The 15,162-nt window shown below is 49.9% G+C and carries 15 protein-coding genes; 12 read left to right on the top strand and 3 right to left on the bottom strand.

The genetic code is table 11. The features are described from left to right. Nucleotides 1-52: 52 nt before the first annotated feature. Together ACSFXJ_RS09480 and ACSFXJ_RS09485 are read left to right on the top strand one after the other, a co-directional pair. Entirely contained in the window at nucleotides 53-1,147 is a 1,095-nt protein-coding gene (locus tag ACSFXJ_RS09480) for an LCP family protein (RefSeq protein WP_435924912.1), read from the top strand. 76 nt (nucleotides 1,148-1,223) lie between these two features. Then, nucleotides 1,224-1,676 carry a pyridoxamine 5'-phosphate oxidase family protein gene (locus ACSFXJ_RS09485; RefSeq protein WP_435924913.1) on the top strand — a complete coding sequence of 151 codons (453 nt, stop codon included), beginning with the start codon at nucleotides 1,224-1,226 and terminating at the stop codon, nucleotides 1,674-1,676. Nucleotides 1,677-1,718: 42 nt separating this feature from the next. On the opposite strand, the gene ACSFXJ_RS09490 is transcribed toward ACSFXJ_RS09485, so the two are convergent. After that, nucleotides 1,719-2,330 carry a YhcN/YlaJ family sporulation lipoprotein gene (locus ACSFXJ_RS09490; RefSeq protein ID WP_435924914.1) on the bottom strand — a complete coding sequence of 204 codons (612 nt, stop codon included), beginning with the start codon at nucleotides 2,328-2,330 and terminating at the stop codon, nucleotides 1,719-1,721. A gap of 118 nt (nucleotides 2,331-2,448) precedes the next feature. On the opposite strand from ACSFXJ_RS09490, the gene ACSFXJ_RS09495 reads away from it, so the two are divergent. Together ACSFXJ_RS09495 and ACSFXJ_RS09500 are read left to right on the top strand one after the other, a co-directional pair. Then, nucleotides 2,449-3,780: a PhoH family protein gene (locus tag ACSFXJ_RS09495; protein WP_435924915.1), complete on the top strand. Its 1,332-nt coding sequence runs from the start codon at nucleotides 2,449-2,451 to the stop codon at nucleotides 3,778-3,780. A 140-nt stretch (nucleotides 3,781-3,920) separates the two neighbouring features. Continuing rightward, entirely contained in the window at nucleotides 3,921-5,180 is a 1,260-nt protein-coding gene (locus ACSFXJ_RS09500; protein WP_435924916.1) for an extracellular solute-binding protein, read from the top strand. A gap of 2 nt (nucleotides 5,181-5,182) precedes the next feature. Here ACSFXJ_RS09500 and ACSFXJ_RS09505 read toward each other — a convergent pair whose 3' ends face one another. Together ACSFXJ_RS09505 and ACSFXJ_RS09510 are read right to left on the bottom strand one after the other, a co-directional pair. Next, a complete protein-coding gene (locus ACSFXJ_RS09505) occupies nucleotides 5,183-6,259 on the bottom strand; it encodes a coiled-coil domain-containing protein (protein ID WP_435924917.1) in 1,077 nt (358 codons plus the stop codon). Nucleotides 6,260-6,401: 142 nt separating this feature from the next. Further along, a complete protein-coding gene (locus ACSFXJ_RS09510; protein WP_334071918.1) occupies nucleotides 6,402-6,638 on the bottom strand; it encodes a DUF2626 family protein in 237 nt (78 codons plus the stop codon). Nucleotides 6,639-6,943: 305 nt separating this feature from the next. On the opposite strand from ACSFXJ_RS09510, the gene ACSFXJ_RS09515 reads away from it, so the two are divergent. The 8 genes from ACSFXJ_RS09515 to ACSFXJ_RS09550 all read left to right on the top strand — a co-directional run bounded on the left by ACSFXJ_RS09515 (nucleotide 6,944) and on the right by ACSFXJ_RS09550 (nucleotide 15,116). After that, the gene (locus tag ACSFXJ_RS09515) at nucleotides 6,944-7,597 is read left to right on the top strand and encodes an RsfA family transcriptional regulator (RefSeq protein ID WP_435924918.1); all 654 of its coding nucleotides are present in this window, start codon (nucleotides 6,944-6,946) and stop codon (nucleotides 7,595-7,597) included. A gap of 141 nt (nucleotides 7,598-7,738) precedes the next feature. Further along, nucleotides 7,739-8,689, top strand: coding sequence for a ketopantoate reductase family protein (locus ACSFXJ_RS09520; protein ID WP_435924919.1), 951 nt, complete (start codon nucleotides 7,739-7,741; stop codon nucleotides 8,687-8,689). Nucleotides 8,690-8,742: 53 nt separating this feature from the next. Beyond that, nucleotides 8,743-9,138 carry a DUF3397 domain-containing protein gene (locus ACSFXJ_RS09525; protein WP_435924920.1) on the top strand — a complete coding sequence of 132 codons (396 nt, stop codon included), beginning with the start codon at nucleotides 8,743-8,745 and terminating at the stop codon, nucleotides 9,136-9,138. 225 nt (nucleotides 9,139-9,363) lie between these two features. Then, nucleotides 9,364-11,067, top strand: coding sequence for a peptide ABC transporter substrate-binding protein (locus ACSFXJ_RS09530; protein ID WP_435924921.1), 1,704 nt, complete (start codon nucleotides 9,364-9,366; stop codon nucleotides 11,065-11,067). Nucleotides 11,068-11,271: 204 nt separating this feature from the next. Then, entirely contained in the window at nucleotides 11,272-12,204 is a 933-nt protein-coding gene (locus tag ACSFXJ_RS09535; protein ID WP_435924922.1) for an ABC transporter permease, read from the top strand. Between the two features lie 3 nt (nucleotides 12,205-12,207). Continuing rightward, a complete protein-coding gene (locus tag ACSFXJ_RS09540; RefSeq protein WP_435924923.1) occupies nucleotides 12,208-13,170 on the top strand; it encodes an ABC transporter permease in 963 nt (320 codons plus the stop codon). 12 nt (nucleotides 13,171-13,182) lie between these two features. Further along, nucleotides 13,183-14,178 carry an ABC transporter ATP-binding protein gene (locus ACSFXJ_RS09545; protein WP_435924924.1) on the top strand — a complete coding sequence of 332 codons (996 nt, stop codon included), beginning with the start codon at nucleotides 13,183-13,185 and terminating at the stop codon, nucleotides 14,176-14,178. After that, nucleotides 14,175-15,116 carry an ABC transporter ATP-binding protein gene (locus ACSFXJ_RS09550; protein ID WP_435924925.1) on the top strand — a complete coding sequence of 314 codons (942 nt, stop codon included), beginning with the start codon at nucleotides 14,175-14,177 and terminating at the stop codon, nucleotides 15,114-15,116. The genes ACSFXJ_RS09545 and ACSFXJ_RS09550 overlap by 4 nt, the downstream gene beginning before the upstream one ends. Nucleotides 15,117-15,162 lie beyond the last annotated feature (46 nt).

Below are 15,162 nucleotides of genomic sequence, written 5' to 3' on the forward strand. Positions count from 1 at the left end.
GTCACCTTCAACGAATGCGAATTAATCCAGATGAAATTAGGTGTTGGAATTCATGAGCACGAACCGCAGCGGTTTGCCCCCTCGGGGCAAAAACCAAAGGGATGCTTCAAGAGGTTCAAAGTCATCAAAGCCGAAAAAGAAGAAGTCCGGCGTAAAAACGTTTTTTAAAATAGTACTCAGTCTGATGATTATTGGGGTAATCGGCGTAGGCGCTTATGCCGGATATTTGTGGCTGACGGTCGACAAGGTCATCGAGACCACGGGGACCTCCGCCAACGTGGCTCCGGAGAAATCGGCGAAGGTAAAGCCGCTCACGATGCTGCTGCTCGGGACGGACTACCGCCCCGAAACAGGGACGCACTTGAGCGACGTGGTCATGGTCATCGCGATGAATCCGGAAACCAAGTCGGCGACCGTCGTTTCGCTGCCGCGGGACACGCGCTTCGAGCTGGACGGGTACAAAACGAACAAACTTAACGCATATTATCCGAATTTCCTGGCCGCGGAGAAAAAGTCCGGCATTCCGGCCGAAGAGGAAATGAAGACGATGATGGGCAAGTATTTCGGCCTTACGATTGATTACGTAACCGTATTGAATTTCCAGGGGTTCCGGGATGTCGTCGATGCCCTTGGAGGGGTGGACGTTAACGTGGATGCCGATATGTGCTACCGGGACACCGCGGACGGCACCGACATCAATCTGTCGAAAGGTCCGCAGCATTTGAACGGCGAGGATGCCCTCGGCTATGTCCGTTACCGGAAGTCAAGTCCCAACTGTAAGCCGAAGACGAAGGCCTCGGATGACTTTGACCGCAACCGTCGTCAGAATGAGGTTCTCCATTCGTTGATCGATCAGGCGAAATCGCTGAACGGAGTACTTGGTGCCAGCAAGGTGATTGAGTCGGTCGGCAAAAATATGGAGACCGATTTGGAATCGAAACAAATGAAAAACATCATCTCGGCATACTGGAGCATCTCCAAAGAGAACGTGGATTTTGTGCCGGTGACGGGCCAATGGAAAAGCCCTTACGTTTATTTGAACGATAATGAATTCGAACAGGCGAAACAGGCGCTCCAAAATGAGCTCTCCGGAACGAAAACGCCGGCGGCGCAGGAGGAAAACAGCTCGGTACAAGCAGGCGATTGATGATTGAATGCAAGTTTTCGGCCATGGTATAATACAATTAATTATCACGATGATTTGTATAACAGGAGGGCTGGCGATGTCCGAACTCGTTACCCAATTGTCCGAACCATTATTTGCTGCTTTCCAGTCCGAAACATTTGTATTGCTCAGCACGGTTGATGCCGAAACCGGCGGGCCGACTTCCAGTGCGATTTCGTGGATTTATGCGCAGGATTACTCCACGTTGCGCTTTGCATTGGATCATCGCTCGCGGTTGGTTCGCAACATCATAGCCCATCCAAGAATTACGATCACCGTGTTCGGCGAGGAAACGATTTACGCCATCAACGGGAAAGCCGCCGTCGTTCAGGACCCGCTTGAAGGGGTTCCGTTCAAGATGTGCTGCTTTGACCTGAGTATCGAGGCGGTCCGCAACGCGCTGTTTTACGGCGCACAGCTTGCATCCGCGCCGACTTACAACAAAGTATACGATCAGCGTGCGGCGGAACTCCTGGACAACCAGGTGTTTGCCGCCATGAAAAAAGCCTAGCGATTTTTTGTCGCCAGGCTTTTTCTTTTTTGGGACATCCCGTTACCTGCCGGGAGCCATATGCATTTTTTTGCCTCCGCCGTAATTGGCTGGCTGAGGGGAACCGTTGCCGCTGTCATTGCTGACTTGCGTGTTGTTCTTCGGCATCGTGTTGTCGGGAACCTGTGGGACGATCCGTCCGATAATATCGGCAAGTTCCGTGGCCAAACCGGCAATCGGTCTGCCCTCGGCGATTTTTCTGCCGATTTCCGCGATTCGCTGATTAAGGTCGACATCGGCGGTGACTACCGCGCCCGCGCCTTGAGGATCCTTGCGAAGCGCTTCGGCGACGGTGTACTTGATGCTCCCGACCCGGGCTCGTTCCAGCTTGGCATCAACATCGATACCGACAACCGCTGTATTGCCCATGACGACAACGTGCGCGCCATTGACGCCGGGAACGCGTTTTGCGAGCTGCTCGAGATGGATCTGCCGCTCTTTTTGCGGGAGAAGTCCGGTTCGATTCGCTCCCGGGTTAACGGTTCCGTCATTCGTGCTTTGCACCCGAGGAACCTGGTTGGCTTGATTCTGGGGAGAGGGTGATGCCTTTTTCGTTGCTGCTCCGCAGCCGGTAAGAACGAAAACCGTCAACAACAAACTAATCCATATTCGCATGAACACGTACCGTCCTTTCAGAGGGTTCTTGGGATCGACTTTGCTTTTAACATTTCCAATGACGTTAAAAGTATGTACGCGATCTACTACTGCAAGCTTTTTCGTGGAGGGGATTTCCGTGAAGAAAATTTTTGTGCTCGATACGAACGTTTTGCTGCACGATCCTGGTGCGATTTTTTCCTTTGAGGAGCATGAGGTTATCATACCGGCAATCGTATTGGAGGAGATCGACTCCAAAAAACGGAACGCCGAAGAGATTGGCCGCAATTCGCGCAGGGTGTCGCGGCTCTTGGACGGACTCCGCGAGAGAGGGCATTTGCATGACGGTGTAATGTTGGAAAACGGCGGGAAATTGAAAGTGGAGCTCAATCACAGAAGCTTTCTTAAAGTGCAGGAAATGTTCGGCGAAATTACGAATGATAACCGGATTTTGGCGGTTGCGCTGAATTATCACCTCGAGCAACAGAAAGAGGCGGTTCCCCGTCCGGTCGTAATTGTAAGTAAGGATGTGCTGGTCCGAATCAAAGCGGATGTCCTCGGCTTGACCGCGCAGGATTATTTGTCCGACAGAACGGCAGGGCCGACGGACCTTTTTGCGGGTTATTCGACGATTAAGGTTCATCCGTCGGTGATCGACGAGTTTTATACGTATCGTTTTTTATCGGTAAGATCGCTCGGCCTCTCCTATTCGCTATACCCGCATGAATTCGTCATTTTGAAGGATGAAATGGGGACCGGCAAATCAGCGCTGCTGCGGGTGAACTGGGACGGATCCAAGCTCGAGCCGCTGTATTTGAGCAACGACGCAGTCTGGGGAATCGCGGCACGCAACGCGCAGCAAAGGATGGCGCTCGAGCTTCTGCTGAATGACGAAATTCCGCTCGTCACCATCACCGGTAAGGCGGGGACGGGCAAAACGCTGCTCGCGCTCGCGGCCGGCCTGCTGAAGGTGGAGGACGAACATAAGTACAAAAAATTGCTGATCGCCCGCCCGGTTGTTCCCATGGGGAAAGACATCGGTTATTTGCCGGGAGAGAAGGAGGAGAAGCTTCGTCCCTGGATGCAGCCGATCTACGATAATTTGGAATACCTGTTCGACACGAAAAAATCCGGGGATATCGAGAAAATATTGATGGGACTCGGCAGCATCCAGGTCGAGGCGTTGACTTATATCCGGGGGCGCTCCATTCCGGGGCAATTTATCATCGTGGACGAGGCGCAAAATTTGACCCGGCATGAAGTCAAGACGATCGTTTCCCGCGTTGGCGAAGGGAGCAAAATTATCCTGATGGGCGATCCCGAGCAAATTGACCATCCGTATCTGGATGCCGCCAGCAACGGTCTGACTTATTTGGTGGAGAGGTTTAAAGAACAGGGGATCAGCGGTCATATTACCCTCGAAAAAGGGGAGCGCTCCAAGCTGGCCCAGGTCGCCGCCGACTTGCTGTAAAGCGGAAAGTTCCTTCGGAAAGGGAGATAAAGATTCCAAAAGGCATCGAAGCAAAAGCTTCGGGCCTTTTTTTTACAGGACAATCCCCTTTGAGATTTGCTACAATAAGGGAAACCCGAGTTATGAGAGGAAGAACAAAGGTGAAGCGAAAACATTACGGGGTGCTGTTTGCCATCCTTTTACTCGCTTTAATCAATTTGTCGCCAAGCAAGACATCGACGTTGTCGAGGCCTGACGATCGCGGCGAAACGGAGCCGGCCGCGCCGCAATACCGTGAAACCGAGCAGGAGCCGGGAAAGCTGTCGGTTGCGGTCCAGCTTCCGGAGGATCAGTTTGCCAAGCTGGAGCAGATGAATCAGAGCGTCATGGATGAATATCCGCTCCAAGTCGAATTGACGAACCTTCCGGCCGAGACGGATTACACCCAGATCCGCCAGCTGCTCGAGCTCGGCGATTCGCCGGACGTTTTGCTGCTCGGAAATGCCTGGGTCCGCAGATTTGCTTCCGGAGGCTATTTGCTTCCGGCGGAAAGCTACTATCCGGGTTCCTTAAACGGTGAAGTGTTGGGCGTCTCCCTGGTTCAAAACGAGTGGAACGGTTACATCTGGGCGGTACCGATGGATACGGATCCGTATGTGTGGGTTTACCATGAAGGAAGGCTCAAGGAATTTGCAACCGGTTTCCCTGCCGCAGCCGCGGACTGGGATTCGTTGATTCATAACTTCAAGAGTCAGAAGTCTTCTCCTTTCTTATTCGCGCTGAATTATAACGATCCTTACTCGGTGATGTCGTTGACTTGGCAATTATCGGGACAGACCGAACCGGACAGCGAAGAGGCTTTATTCAAGCTGAACGGGAACGAGCGGCAGACGGTGAAAAGAATCGACTCGCTCCGCCCGTATCTTACGGATATCCGGGGGACCGGGGGACAGGAAGAGGTCTGGAACAAGCTATACAGGGGGGAGGCCGCGTTTGCTTTGGTGAAGTGGAGCGAGGCCGACCGGCATCGGCACCCGAATCTTAAAATCCGGTTTCCGGATACGAATTCCGCTTCCGGAGCAATGTGGATCGCCAGCCGAAGCTTTGCCGTATCGGCGAGGTCCGAGAACGCGGAGGCGGCCGGCACATGGATTTCGGCGATCACCTCTCAGCTTTTGCAGCGTGAATGGTATGATGCGACAAGACAACTGCCCGTCAAAAAAACGCTGTACTTTCAGGCGGCGAGAAACGATCTTCCCTCTTCGATTCCGGCCTCGTTTATCAATGAAAAAGGAACTCCGCTGCCTACAGGCGCCGGAATTCCCGTATTGATGGAACGTTACGCCAAGCTATCTTCCTCGTTTTTAAACGGTGAGATCGGCGTAGATGCCTATATGGACAATGTACAAAATCTCAATTAAATTCATAATGAAATTTTTAATTTGATCATCATGGTTCCCTTCTCGATCAAGACGTCGGTCGCTTCGAGAAAGGGGACTATTTTTTTCGGATAAAATCCTAGATCGAAGTCTCTTTCCAATTCCGCACGGGTAGAATCCGGAAGTTCGAAACCGTCAAACATGAGGCGGTCCACATGAAAAACAAGCGCGTTTTGCGGATCATTCTCGACCGTATAACGTCCTTCCACTTCCAGCTCCAGCTCTTCCTTCCGGGCCGCGACCGCGATTTTGCCGTCTTCGAATGAAAAGGTCATATTTTTCAACAGTTCACTGCGCGCGTGCAGAAACCGGTTCAAGTCTTCTTGGCGGATCGTCAGGCGATAACCTTCTTTGCTCGACGTCAGGCTTTCTTGATATTCTTTCAAAAAATCGGGAAAATCCGCCATGACCGAAGCGAGTTCCCTAAAATGCCTTCGAACCTCGGACAAGCCGGCATTCTGCCAATATCCCGTTAATTCCTCGATCATCGCGCTTAATTTTTCCGGATCCGAGCTTGCTTCCAGTGCTCCGTCGACGCGCAGCTCCAATTCGGCAACCCGGTCACGCTGCCGCTTGAGACGCTCCTCCGTTTGAGCCAGCTCGGAAGCCAGTGCCTTCATGCCGTCTTTCGTATTTTTTAATGATGCGTACTCTGACTTATATGTATTTAATATATGGCGGTCTCTTTCGGCAATGAGCTGATAGTAGTCAAGCACGGTAAAAAAATCCTTGAGACTGTTTGCGGACAGCAATGCGGATAAAAGAGTTTCGCGTTCACCCATATAATAAGCGGCGATCCGTTTCCCCGCTTGCTCCCGGCTCGCCTGAATTTGTTCCTGCTTGATTTCGAGCTCGCCCTCAAGCTGAAGCAGCGAATTCTCTGCGGTTTTGCGCTCGGCTTCAATCCGTTCAATCTCCCGGTCGAGCTCGACGATCGACAAACTCTCCTCCAATACTTTCCGATCCTCGTCCGAAACCGGCGAAGCGGAGGAGTGAACCGGCAGCAAAAGGGCGGCCGCGAGCAGCAGGGCCAGGGCGGGTACCGCAAATCGTTTGTGCAAATGTACTCCACTCCTCATAATGAATTCCATCCATATATATGATTGGAGTTTCGTAAATATCAACAAGCCTGCTGTAAAAGGGCATGAAAAAAGGCGATTCCGGTGTTGGCCGGATCGCCTTTGTTGCCAGCTTTTTGCGGGATTAAAGCGGCAGTCCCATTTGAAAGATCGTCCAATAGCTGAAGCCGGTGAAGGCCACGATCATGTAACCCCAGAACAGCAGGATGTACGTTCTTTCCGTAAATTTCAGGTAGCCGAACAATACAAAGAACGCGGTTTGCAGGAAGAACAGCAAAGCCATTTCAATCAGATCGCCGGCAAAAGCCATAAGTCCGATGGCCAGTGTAAAGAAGCCGAGGACGCGGAACATGCGTGCCAAGAGAAAATCCCCCTTTCTTATGTATACACGTCTACCTTGTTATATCCCTCATTATACCCGCAACATGAACAAGTGTAAACGAAAAGTCATGAATTAACGGCGGATATTCAATGAAAGTGTGATCTTTATTATAGCCCAGCATGCATGATGAAATTACTCTCACCCGGATTTTTAATTATAAGGTATGGATACGCTTTAAATTGGAAATACATTTTAGTATCAAATAGATTCTATGAACTCTATGAGAGGCATAGAAATGGAGTAAGAAGTTTTTTACCAGCATGCCGTTAGGAGGTTATTATAGCATGACAGCAGTGAGACAAGATGCGTGGAGTGCGGAAGATGATTTGATCCTGGCCGAAGTGACTCTGCGCCATATTCGGGAAGGAAGTACGCAACTGACTGCCTTTGAGGAAGTCGGGGAGCGGATCGGCAGGACGGCTGCGGCTTGCGGTTTCCGATGGAACAGTTGCGTTCGGAAAAAATATGAAGCCGCGATCGGAATCGCGAAAGCCCAACGTCAAAAAAGGAATTATATGAAAAAGCAAGGACCGCTTGCAGGGAGCCCTGCCATATCGGCGTTATCCCAGGTTGATTTGGACGAAGGAAGCTACAGAAGCGACGGGGTGACGGAAGAAACGATTTCGATCGATGCCGTAATCCGCTTTTTAAGAGGATGGAAAAACACGATCCAAGATACGGGAAGACAAATCAAGCAGCTTGAGAAAGAATTGCGGGAAAAGGAGGAGCAGCTCGCCAGGCTCCGTGAAGAAAATGAGCAGCTTTCCGCGCAAGTGAATGAAGTGCAGACCGACTACCGGGTAGTCAACGACGATTACAAGGCATTGATCCAAATTATGGACCGTGCGAGAAGACTTGCTTTTCTCAATGAAGAGGATGAAGAAGCGAGAACGAGATTCAAGATGGATGCCAACGGGAATTTGGAGCGAATCGAATAAGCAGAGGAATCCTGCCTTTAACGGCGGGATTTTTTTGTGTGCCGGTGAACTTCGGTTCTGTATTTTGCAGACATGTTTTGGTATAAAGGAAGTAAGAAGACCGGGCGAGACCATGGGCCAAGAGAGAAAGGAAATGGAGTTATGAAAATAGATATTGTCGGCGCCGGAGCGATTGGCCTTCTGTTTGGAGGGGGGCTGGCTTTGGCCGGGAATCGGGTCCGGTTTTGGACAAGAACTCCGGAACAAGCGCGTGCATTGAGGGAAAAAAGCTATGTGTTGGAAAATCCGGAAGGGGCGAACCTTCTTATAGATTCGAAAATATATGAGGCGCATCCGTTAGAAGAGGCGGAACGAATTCATGTAGAGGAAGAAGAAAAATGGATATTTATAACAACTAAACAACGACATGTTGAAGATACCTTGATCAAGAATATATCCCATTTGGTGGAAAACGATACCAAAATCGCCTGTTTTCAAAACGGCGTCGGTCATCTTCAAACAATTCAGTCGGCTTTTCCCGAACATCCGGTATTTGCCGTCATTACAACCGAAGGAGCCAAACGGACGTCCGGCCATCATGTCATCAGGGCAGGGAAGGGCATGACAAAAATAGGGATCCCGCGTCATGAAACGGGCGGGTTTGCCGGAAAATTGGCTGAAAGTTTGGTAAAAAAGCTCATACAGGCAGGATTTCCCGCCCTTTTGTCGAATCAGATCGATAAGGAGATTTACGCAAAATTGCTCGTTAATGCGGTTATAAACCCGCTGACCGCCCTGCTCCGCATTCCGAACGGGGGATTGCTGGAGACCGAAGAACGCAAGGAGCTCATGCTCCAGCTTTACAATGAGGCCGCCCATGTCTACCAAGCCAACGGAATCGACTTTGACCCGGACATGTATGAAAGAATTATCGGGGTGTGCAGATCCACTTCAGGGAATATGTCCTCCATGCTGAAAGACGTCATGGACGGTTCCCCGACCGAAATCGACTACATTAACGGCCGAATCGTGGAAATGGCTCGCACCGCAAACGTGCCCGTTCCCGGGCATGAAACGCTATGGCGTTTGATTAGGGCGCTGAACCGTCAGTAGAGAAAGATCGTTTTTCAATATTGGATTTATAAATATGCCGAGGAGGTGGAGCTATGGGGTTTTTGTATTCATCTGTCGTTACTTCAGTCATCATCCTTTCCATTGTGCCGGTCATTCCGTTCCTGATTGTTTATTTTATCGCCCGATATATGAAAAAGGATAAAAAGAATGCGATCAAGTTAGCCATGGATGTTACAACGCTGTTTTTGATCCTGGCCGTTTCCGCCTTGTTTAATCTGGTGTTCAGCTCCAACTTCGGTTTTTATCTTATTTTGCTGATTCTGCTGATTGCTCTCGGATTAATCGGAGGTGCCCAAAACCGTCTGAAAGGAAAGGTGGATGTCAAACGATTGGTCAGGGCGGTTTGGCGGCTCGCTTTCGCGGGAACCGGAATCGCATACGTGTTGCTCTTCCTCATCAGCATCATTACATATATCGCTGCCCTCTAAGAAGGACGAGCTAATGAGAGTCAATGCCTACATAAAATAATGATATGGATTGTTAATTGTTAAAAGCCAAAAAAGTCAATAGGAATTCATGGACTATTTTGTTAAAAAAATAGTCCATTTTTATTAACCGATGATTAATTTCTGAAAATTTATGTTGGATTTTTTTGACCGCTGGTTGTATAATCTAAAAACATATACCACAATTTTTAAGGGGGATACTGCAACATGAAGAAGAGTAAGAGTCTATTGCTTCTGTTGACGCTCGTTCTTGCTGTTGGCACGCTGCTTTCGGCATGCGGATCGAACAATGAGAAGAACAGCGCAAACGGCGGCAACAATGCTGCTACCGGCAGCAACGACGCAGCAAACAGCGGCGAAGAAAAGCTCGCCGCGGATCAAACGCTTAGAATCAACCTGAGTGCAGAGCCACCTACTTTCGACCCGGCTCAAGCGCAAGACAGCCAAGCCAACACGGTTTTGAAAACCATGTATGAAGGCTTGACCCGTATGGATGAGTCCGGCGAACCACAACCGGCTGCGGCTGAAAGCTGGAAAGTTGACGGAACGAAGTATACCTTCACGCTGCGTCAAGACGCAAAATGGAGCAATGGCGACCCTGTAACTGCGAGCGATTTCGTTTTCGCTTGGGAACGCGTGCTTAGCCCGAACACTCAACCTGCCGCTCCTTATGCTTATCAACTGTACTACATTAAAGGAGCACAAGATTATAATGAAGGCAAAATCACGGACTTCAGCCAAGTTGGCGTAAAAGCCGTTGACGACCATACTTTGGAAGTGGAATTGGCTGCACCGACTCCTTACTTCCTCGGCCTGACTTCTTTCTATACGTACTACCCGGTTCACCAGTCCGTTAAGGACGATGCCAAATGGGCTGTTGACCAAAGCAAAATGATCGTGAACGGCGCGTTTACTTTGACCAGCTGGATCAAAGGCCAAACGATCGAAGTCAGCAAGAACGAAAACTATTGGGATAAAGACAACATCAAGCTGAGCAAAATCACCATGTCTTTGGTAAACAGCAGCGCAACCGAATTGGCTAGTTACCAAAACGGCGAGTTGGATCGTGCCGGTCATCCGAACGGCGAAATTCCGACAGACCAAATCCCGATGTTGAAGGATCAATTGAAAGACGAGCTGCAAATCAAAGGTATTGCAAGTACGTATTACTACGAATTTAACGTAACGGCTGAACCGTTCGATAACGTGAATATTCGTAAAGCCCTTTCGATGGCGATCGACCGTCAAGCAATCGTTGATAACGTAACTCTCGGCGGACAGCTTCCGGCGTTCGGCTTCGTGCCTCCGGGCATCAAAGGCGTGAACGACGAGTATCGCACTGAGCACAAAGACGATTATTTCACTGAAAACCTTGAAGAAGCCAAGAAATTGCTCGAACAAGGCATGCAAGAAAAAGGCTACACGAAGCTTCCTGAAATCACTCTGATTTACAACTCCAGTGACGCACACAAGAAAATCGCGCTTGCGATTGCCGATATGTGGAAGAAAAACCTTGGTGTTGACGTGAAAACGGAAAACCAAGAATGGGGCGTATTTATCGAAAACCGTCAAAACCTGAACTATCAAGTAGCACGTGCGGGTTGGACTGCCGACTACAACGATCCTATGACATTCATGGATATGTGGGTAACCGGCGGCGGTAACAACGACACTGGCTTCTCTAATGAAGAATACGACAAATTGATCGCTGAAGCTAAAGCAACGGACGACGCTGCAAAACGCGACGCAAACTTCGCAAAAGCTGAACAAATTCTCATTAAAGACAACCAAGTGTTGATGCCGATCTTCTATTACACTAACGTTGCTGCCGAGAAGCCTTACCTGAAAGGCGTAGTTCTTGATTTCAGCGGCGGTATTGACTACTCTCGCGCATACCTGCTTGAGCATTAATCTATAAGCAGGACTGCGTAAGGACAAAGCGAATAGCAATTTCGGGATATATATGTGGGTATTCCATATATATCCCGTTTTTTTTGTGTGCAGTATTCTTCCAAGTATTTGAACCCTAAACAATTATATGGAATAGACAAAGAAGTTTATTTCACCTAAAATCGAAATATGTCGAAATTTTATTAGAAGGAGGTGTTAACGGGCATGGTACGTTATGTAGCCAATAAGTTCTTTTACATGTTGGTTTCGCTATTTATATTGATTTCAGCCACCTTCTTTCTGATGAAAGCCATTCCAGGCGATCCTTTTACATCGGAGAAAAAGGTGCCGCCTGCGATTCAAGAGCGTCTGTATGAACAATATGGACTCGACAAGCCCGTTTATCAGCAGTATTTCAAATATTTAGGTGATATCGTCCAAGGTGATTTTGGCATCTCGATGAAGATGATCAATCAGGATGTATCCAAAATTATCGGACAAACCTTTTCGGCTTCTCTGAAGCTTGGCGTTGTGGCTATCGTCGTAGCCGTGATCGTCGGCGTGGCCTTGGGGATGCTCGCAGCGCTGTACCATCGTAGGCTCATTGATAATGTAGCCATGGTGCTGGCGGTTCTGGGTATCGCGGTCCCGAGCTTCGTGGTCGCGTCATTACTACAGTATGTATTTGCTTCCAAGCTTCACTGGCTGCCGACGATGGGCTTTAAAGGCCCGCTGTATTACGTGTTGCCGGTAGCGGCATTAACCGCACAGCCGATTGCCTTTATCGCTCGTTTGACGCGTTCGAGTATGCTGGAAGTATTGCATGCCGACTATATCAAAACTGCGAAAGCAAAAGGCTTGAGCTGGGTAACGATTTTGTTTCGCCACGTGATCCGCAACGGTATTATGCCGGTCGTCACTTATCTTGGACCAATGACAGCAAATATCGTTACAGGTTCGGTCGTTATCGAGCAAATTTTCGGGATCGGCGGGATCGGCAAACAGTTCGTACAAGCGATCAGTGTCCGCGATTATCCGGTGATTATGGGGATTACGATCTTTTACGGCATTTTGCTGATGTTGGCGCGTTTCATTACGGATATCGCTTACGTATTCGTTGATCCGCGGATCAAGCTTTCGAAAGGGAAGGAGGGATAAAGCATGGAGATGAATCCTATTAAAGTGATGCCGACTCCGGCTGACCTGTCTCCCGAAGATTTTCGAAAAATCGGTACGGATGAAAAAGAAGCCGAAGTCATTCAGCGCGAAAGTATTTCCGCTTGGCGGGATGCTTGGCAGCGTCTGCGCACCAACAAAATGGCGATGACCGCTCTTATCGTACTGCTTTTGATTACGATTACCGCGTTTGTGGGTCCATGGATTTCCAAGCTGGTGCATGGTTACAACTACTACTCGAATGACTTGCTGAATACGAACAAAGGCCCGTCTTCGACGCACTGGTTCGGAACGGACGACCTCGGCCGGGATATGTGGGTACGTACCTGGAAGGGAACGCAAATTTCCCTGCTCGTAGGTTTCGCAGCAGCTTGTATCGACTTGTTTATCGGTGTTATTTACGGCGGTATTATGGGTTACTTTGGCGGCCGTGTCGATGAAATTATGAATAAGTTTTCAGAGATTCTGTATTCCATTCCTTACCTGTTGGTAACGATTCTGCTTCTTGTCGTCATGGAACCGAGCTTGGGCACCATTATCCTTGCTTTGACGATTACGGGCTGGATCAACATGTCATGGATTGTCCGCGGTGAAATTATGCAGCTCAAAAACCGGGAGTTTGTTCTGGCATCCCGTTCGATGGGCGCTGGTTCCGGCCGTCTTTTGTTCAAGCATTTGCTTCCGAATGCGGTAGGTCCTATCATCGTAACGGTAACCTTGTCCGTGCCGAACGCGATTTTCGCCGAAGCGTTCCTGAGCTTCCTCGGCCTTGGCGTACAAGCGCCTGTCGCATCGCTCGGTTCGATGATTAACGATGCTTTGACCGGCTGGTTGTATTATCCTTGGCGCATGCTGTTCCCGGCGATCGTCATCAGCTTGACGATGCTGGCGTTTAACATTTTTGGCGACGGTCTTCGCGACGCGCTGGATCCAAAACTGAAAAAATAGGAGGTGGATGTGATGGAGCCGATTTTACAAGTGAAAGATTTGCATGTCTCCTTTCAAGTTAAAGGCGGTGAAGTGAAAGCCGTACGCGGCATGAACTTTGAAGTAGGAAAAGGGGAAACGGTTGCGATCGTCGGTGAATCCGGCAGCGGCAAGAGCGTAACGGCCCAGACGATCATGCGCCTGATCCCGTCCCCTCCGTCAATCATTAAGCAAGGCGAAATCCTGTTCCAGGGACAGAACCTCATTAAAGCAAGCGATAAACAAATGGAATCGATTCGCGGTAAAGATATTGGCATGATTTTTCAGGACCCGATGACCTCTTTGAATCCTACGATTAAAGTAGGCAAACAAATTACTGAAGTGCTAATCAAACATCAGAAAATGTCAGCGGGCGAAGCGAAAGAAAAAGCCATTGAAATGTTGAAGCTTGTCGGCATCAAAAATGCGGAAGCCCGCTTTAACCAATACCCTCATGAATTTTCCGGCGGTATGCGGCAGCGCGCGATGATTGCGATCGCGCTCGCTTGCCGCCCCGCATTGCTTATTGCGGACGAACCGACCACCGCGCTCGACGTAACGATTCAGGCACAGATCATGGATGTCATGAAAGAAATGCAGGAGCGCCTCGGCACTTCCATCATTTTGATCACGCATGACCTTGGCGTTGTCGCCGGCATGTGCGATCGGGTTATCGTCATGTACGCGGGTGAAGTCGTGGAAACCGGTACGAAATGGGAAATCTTTAAAAATCCGCAACACCCTTATACGAAGGGATTGCTCAGATCGATGCCGCGTCTCGATCAGAAGAAGGGCGAACCGCTCATCCCGATTATCGGGACTCCGCCGGATTTGATCAAGCCGCCGATCGGTTGCCCGTTTGCGGCCCGCTGCGACCAGGCGATGAAGATTTGCGAACGGATCGATCCGGGCGCAACCGTATTTAGCGACACGCATATGGCGCGTTGCTGGGATCTTCATCCGATGGCCAAGGAGGGACAGTCTTCATGAGCAAAAATTTGATCGAGGTCGAAGGCCTCAAAAAATATTTCAATGTCGGCGGCGGCAATGTGCTGAAGGCTGTCAACGACATTAGCTTTTCGATCGCCGAAGGCGAAACGCTGGGCCTCGTCGGTGAATCGGGCTGCGGTAAATCTACCGCGGGACGGACCATCCTCCGTCTGTATGAACCGACAGGCGGCAGCGTTCGTTTTAACGGAGTCGACATTAACCAGCTGTCTCCGAAAAAAATGAAGGCGATGCGCCGGGACATGCAGATGATTTTCCAAGATCCGTATGCTTCCCTGAACCCGCGCTTCACGGTTACGGACATTATCGGCGAAGCGCTCGATATTCACGGGATGGCCGGATCGCGCGCCGAACGGAAAAAACGGGTGGAAGAGCTGCTTGACATGGTCGGTCTCAATCCGGACCACGCGACGCGTTATCCGCATGAATTCTCCGGCGGACAGCGTCAGCGGATCGGCATCGCCCGGGCGTTGGCGGTAAATCCTAAATTTATTATTTGCGATGAACCGATTTCGGCTCTGGACGTATCGATCCAGGCTCAGGTTGTCAACCTGCTGAAAGATTTGCAGGAGCGCCTTGGTCTTACGTATCTGTTTATCGCCCATGACTTGTCCATGGTGAAGCATATTAGCGACCGCGTCGCAGTTATGTACCTCGGTCGGATCGTGGAATTGGCGGAAAGCGAAGAATTGTACGCTAACCCGATGCATCCGTACACCAAGACGCTGTTGTCGGCGATTCCGATTCCGGATCCGGAAGTGGAAGCGAACAAAAAGCGCATTTTGCTTGAGGATAACGGCAACGGCCCGATTCATTCGGCGAAAGACGGCCCCGCAAGCGGCGGCGCGTTCGATCTGGAAAACTCGGAACTGGTCGAAGTGTCCAAAGGCCACTGGGTTTCCATGCCGAAAAAGGGATAACACGAATTTAGAGTTTGGCTCCTGTGCCGCTTTGTGCGGTGCGGGA

The organism is Paenibacillus salivarius (assembly GCF_051307165.1).
Taxonomy (GTDB): Bacteria; Bacillota; Bacilli; order Paenibacillales; family Paenibacillaceae; genus Fontibacillus.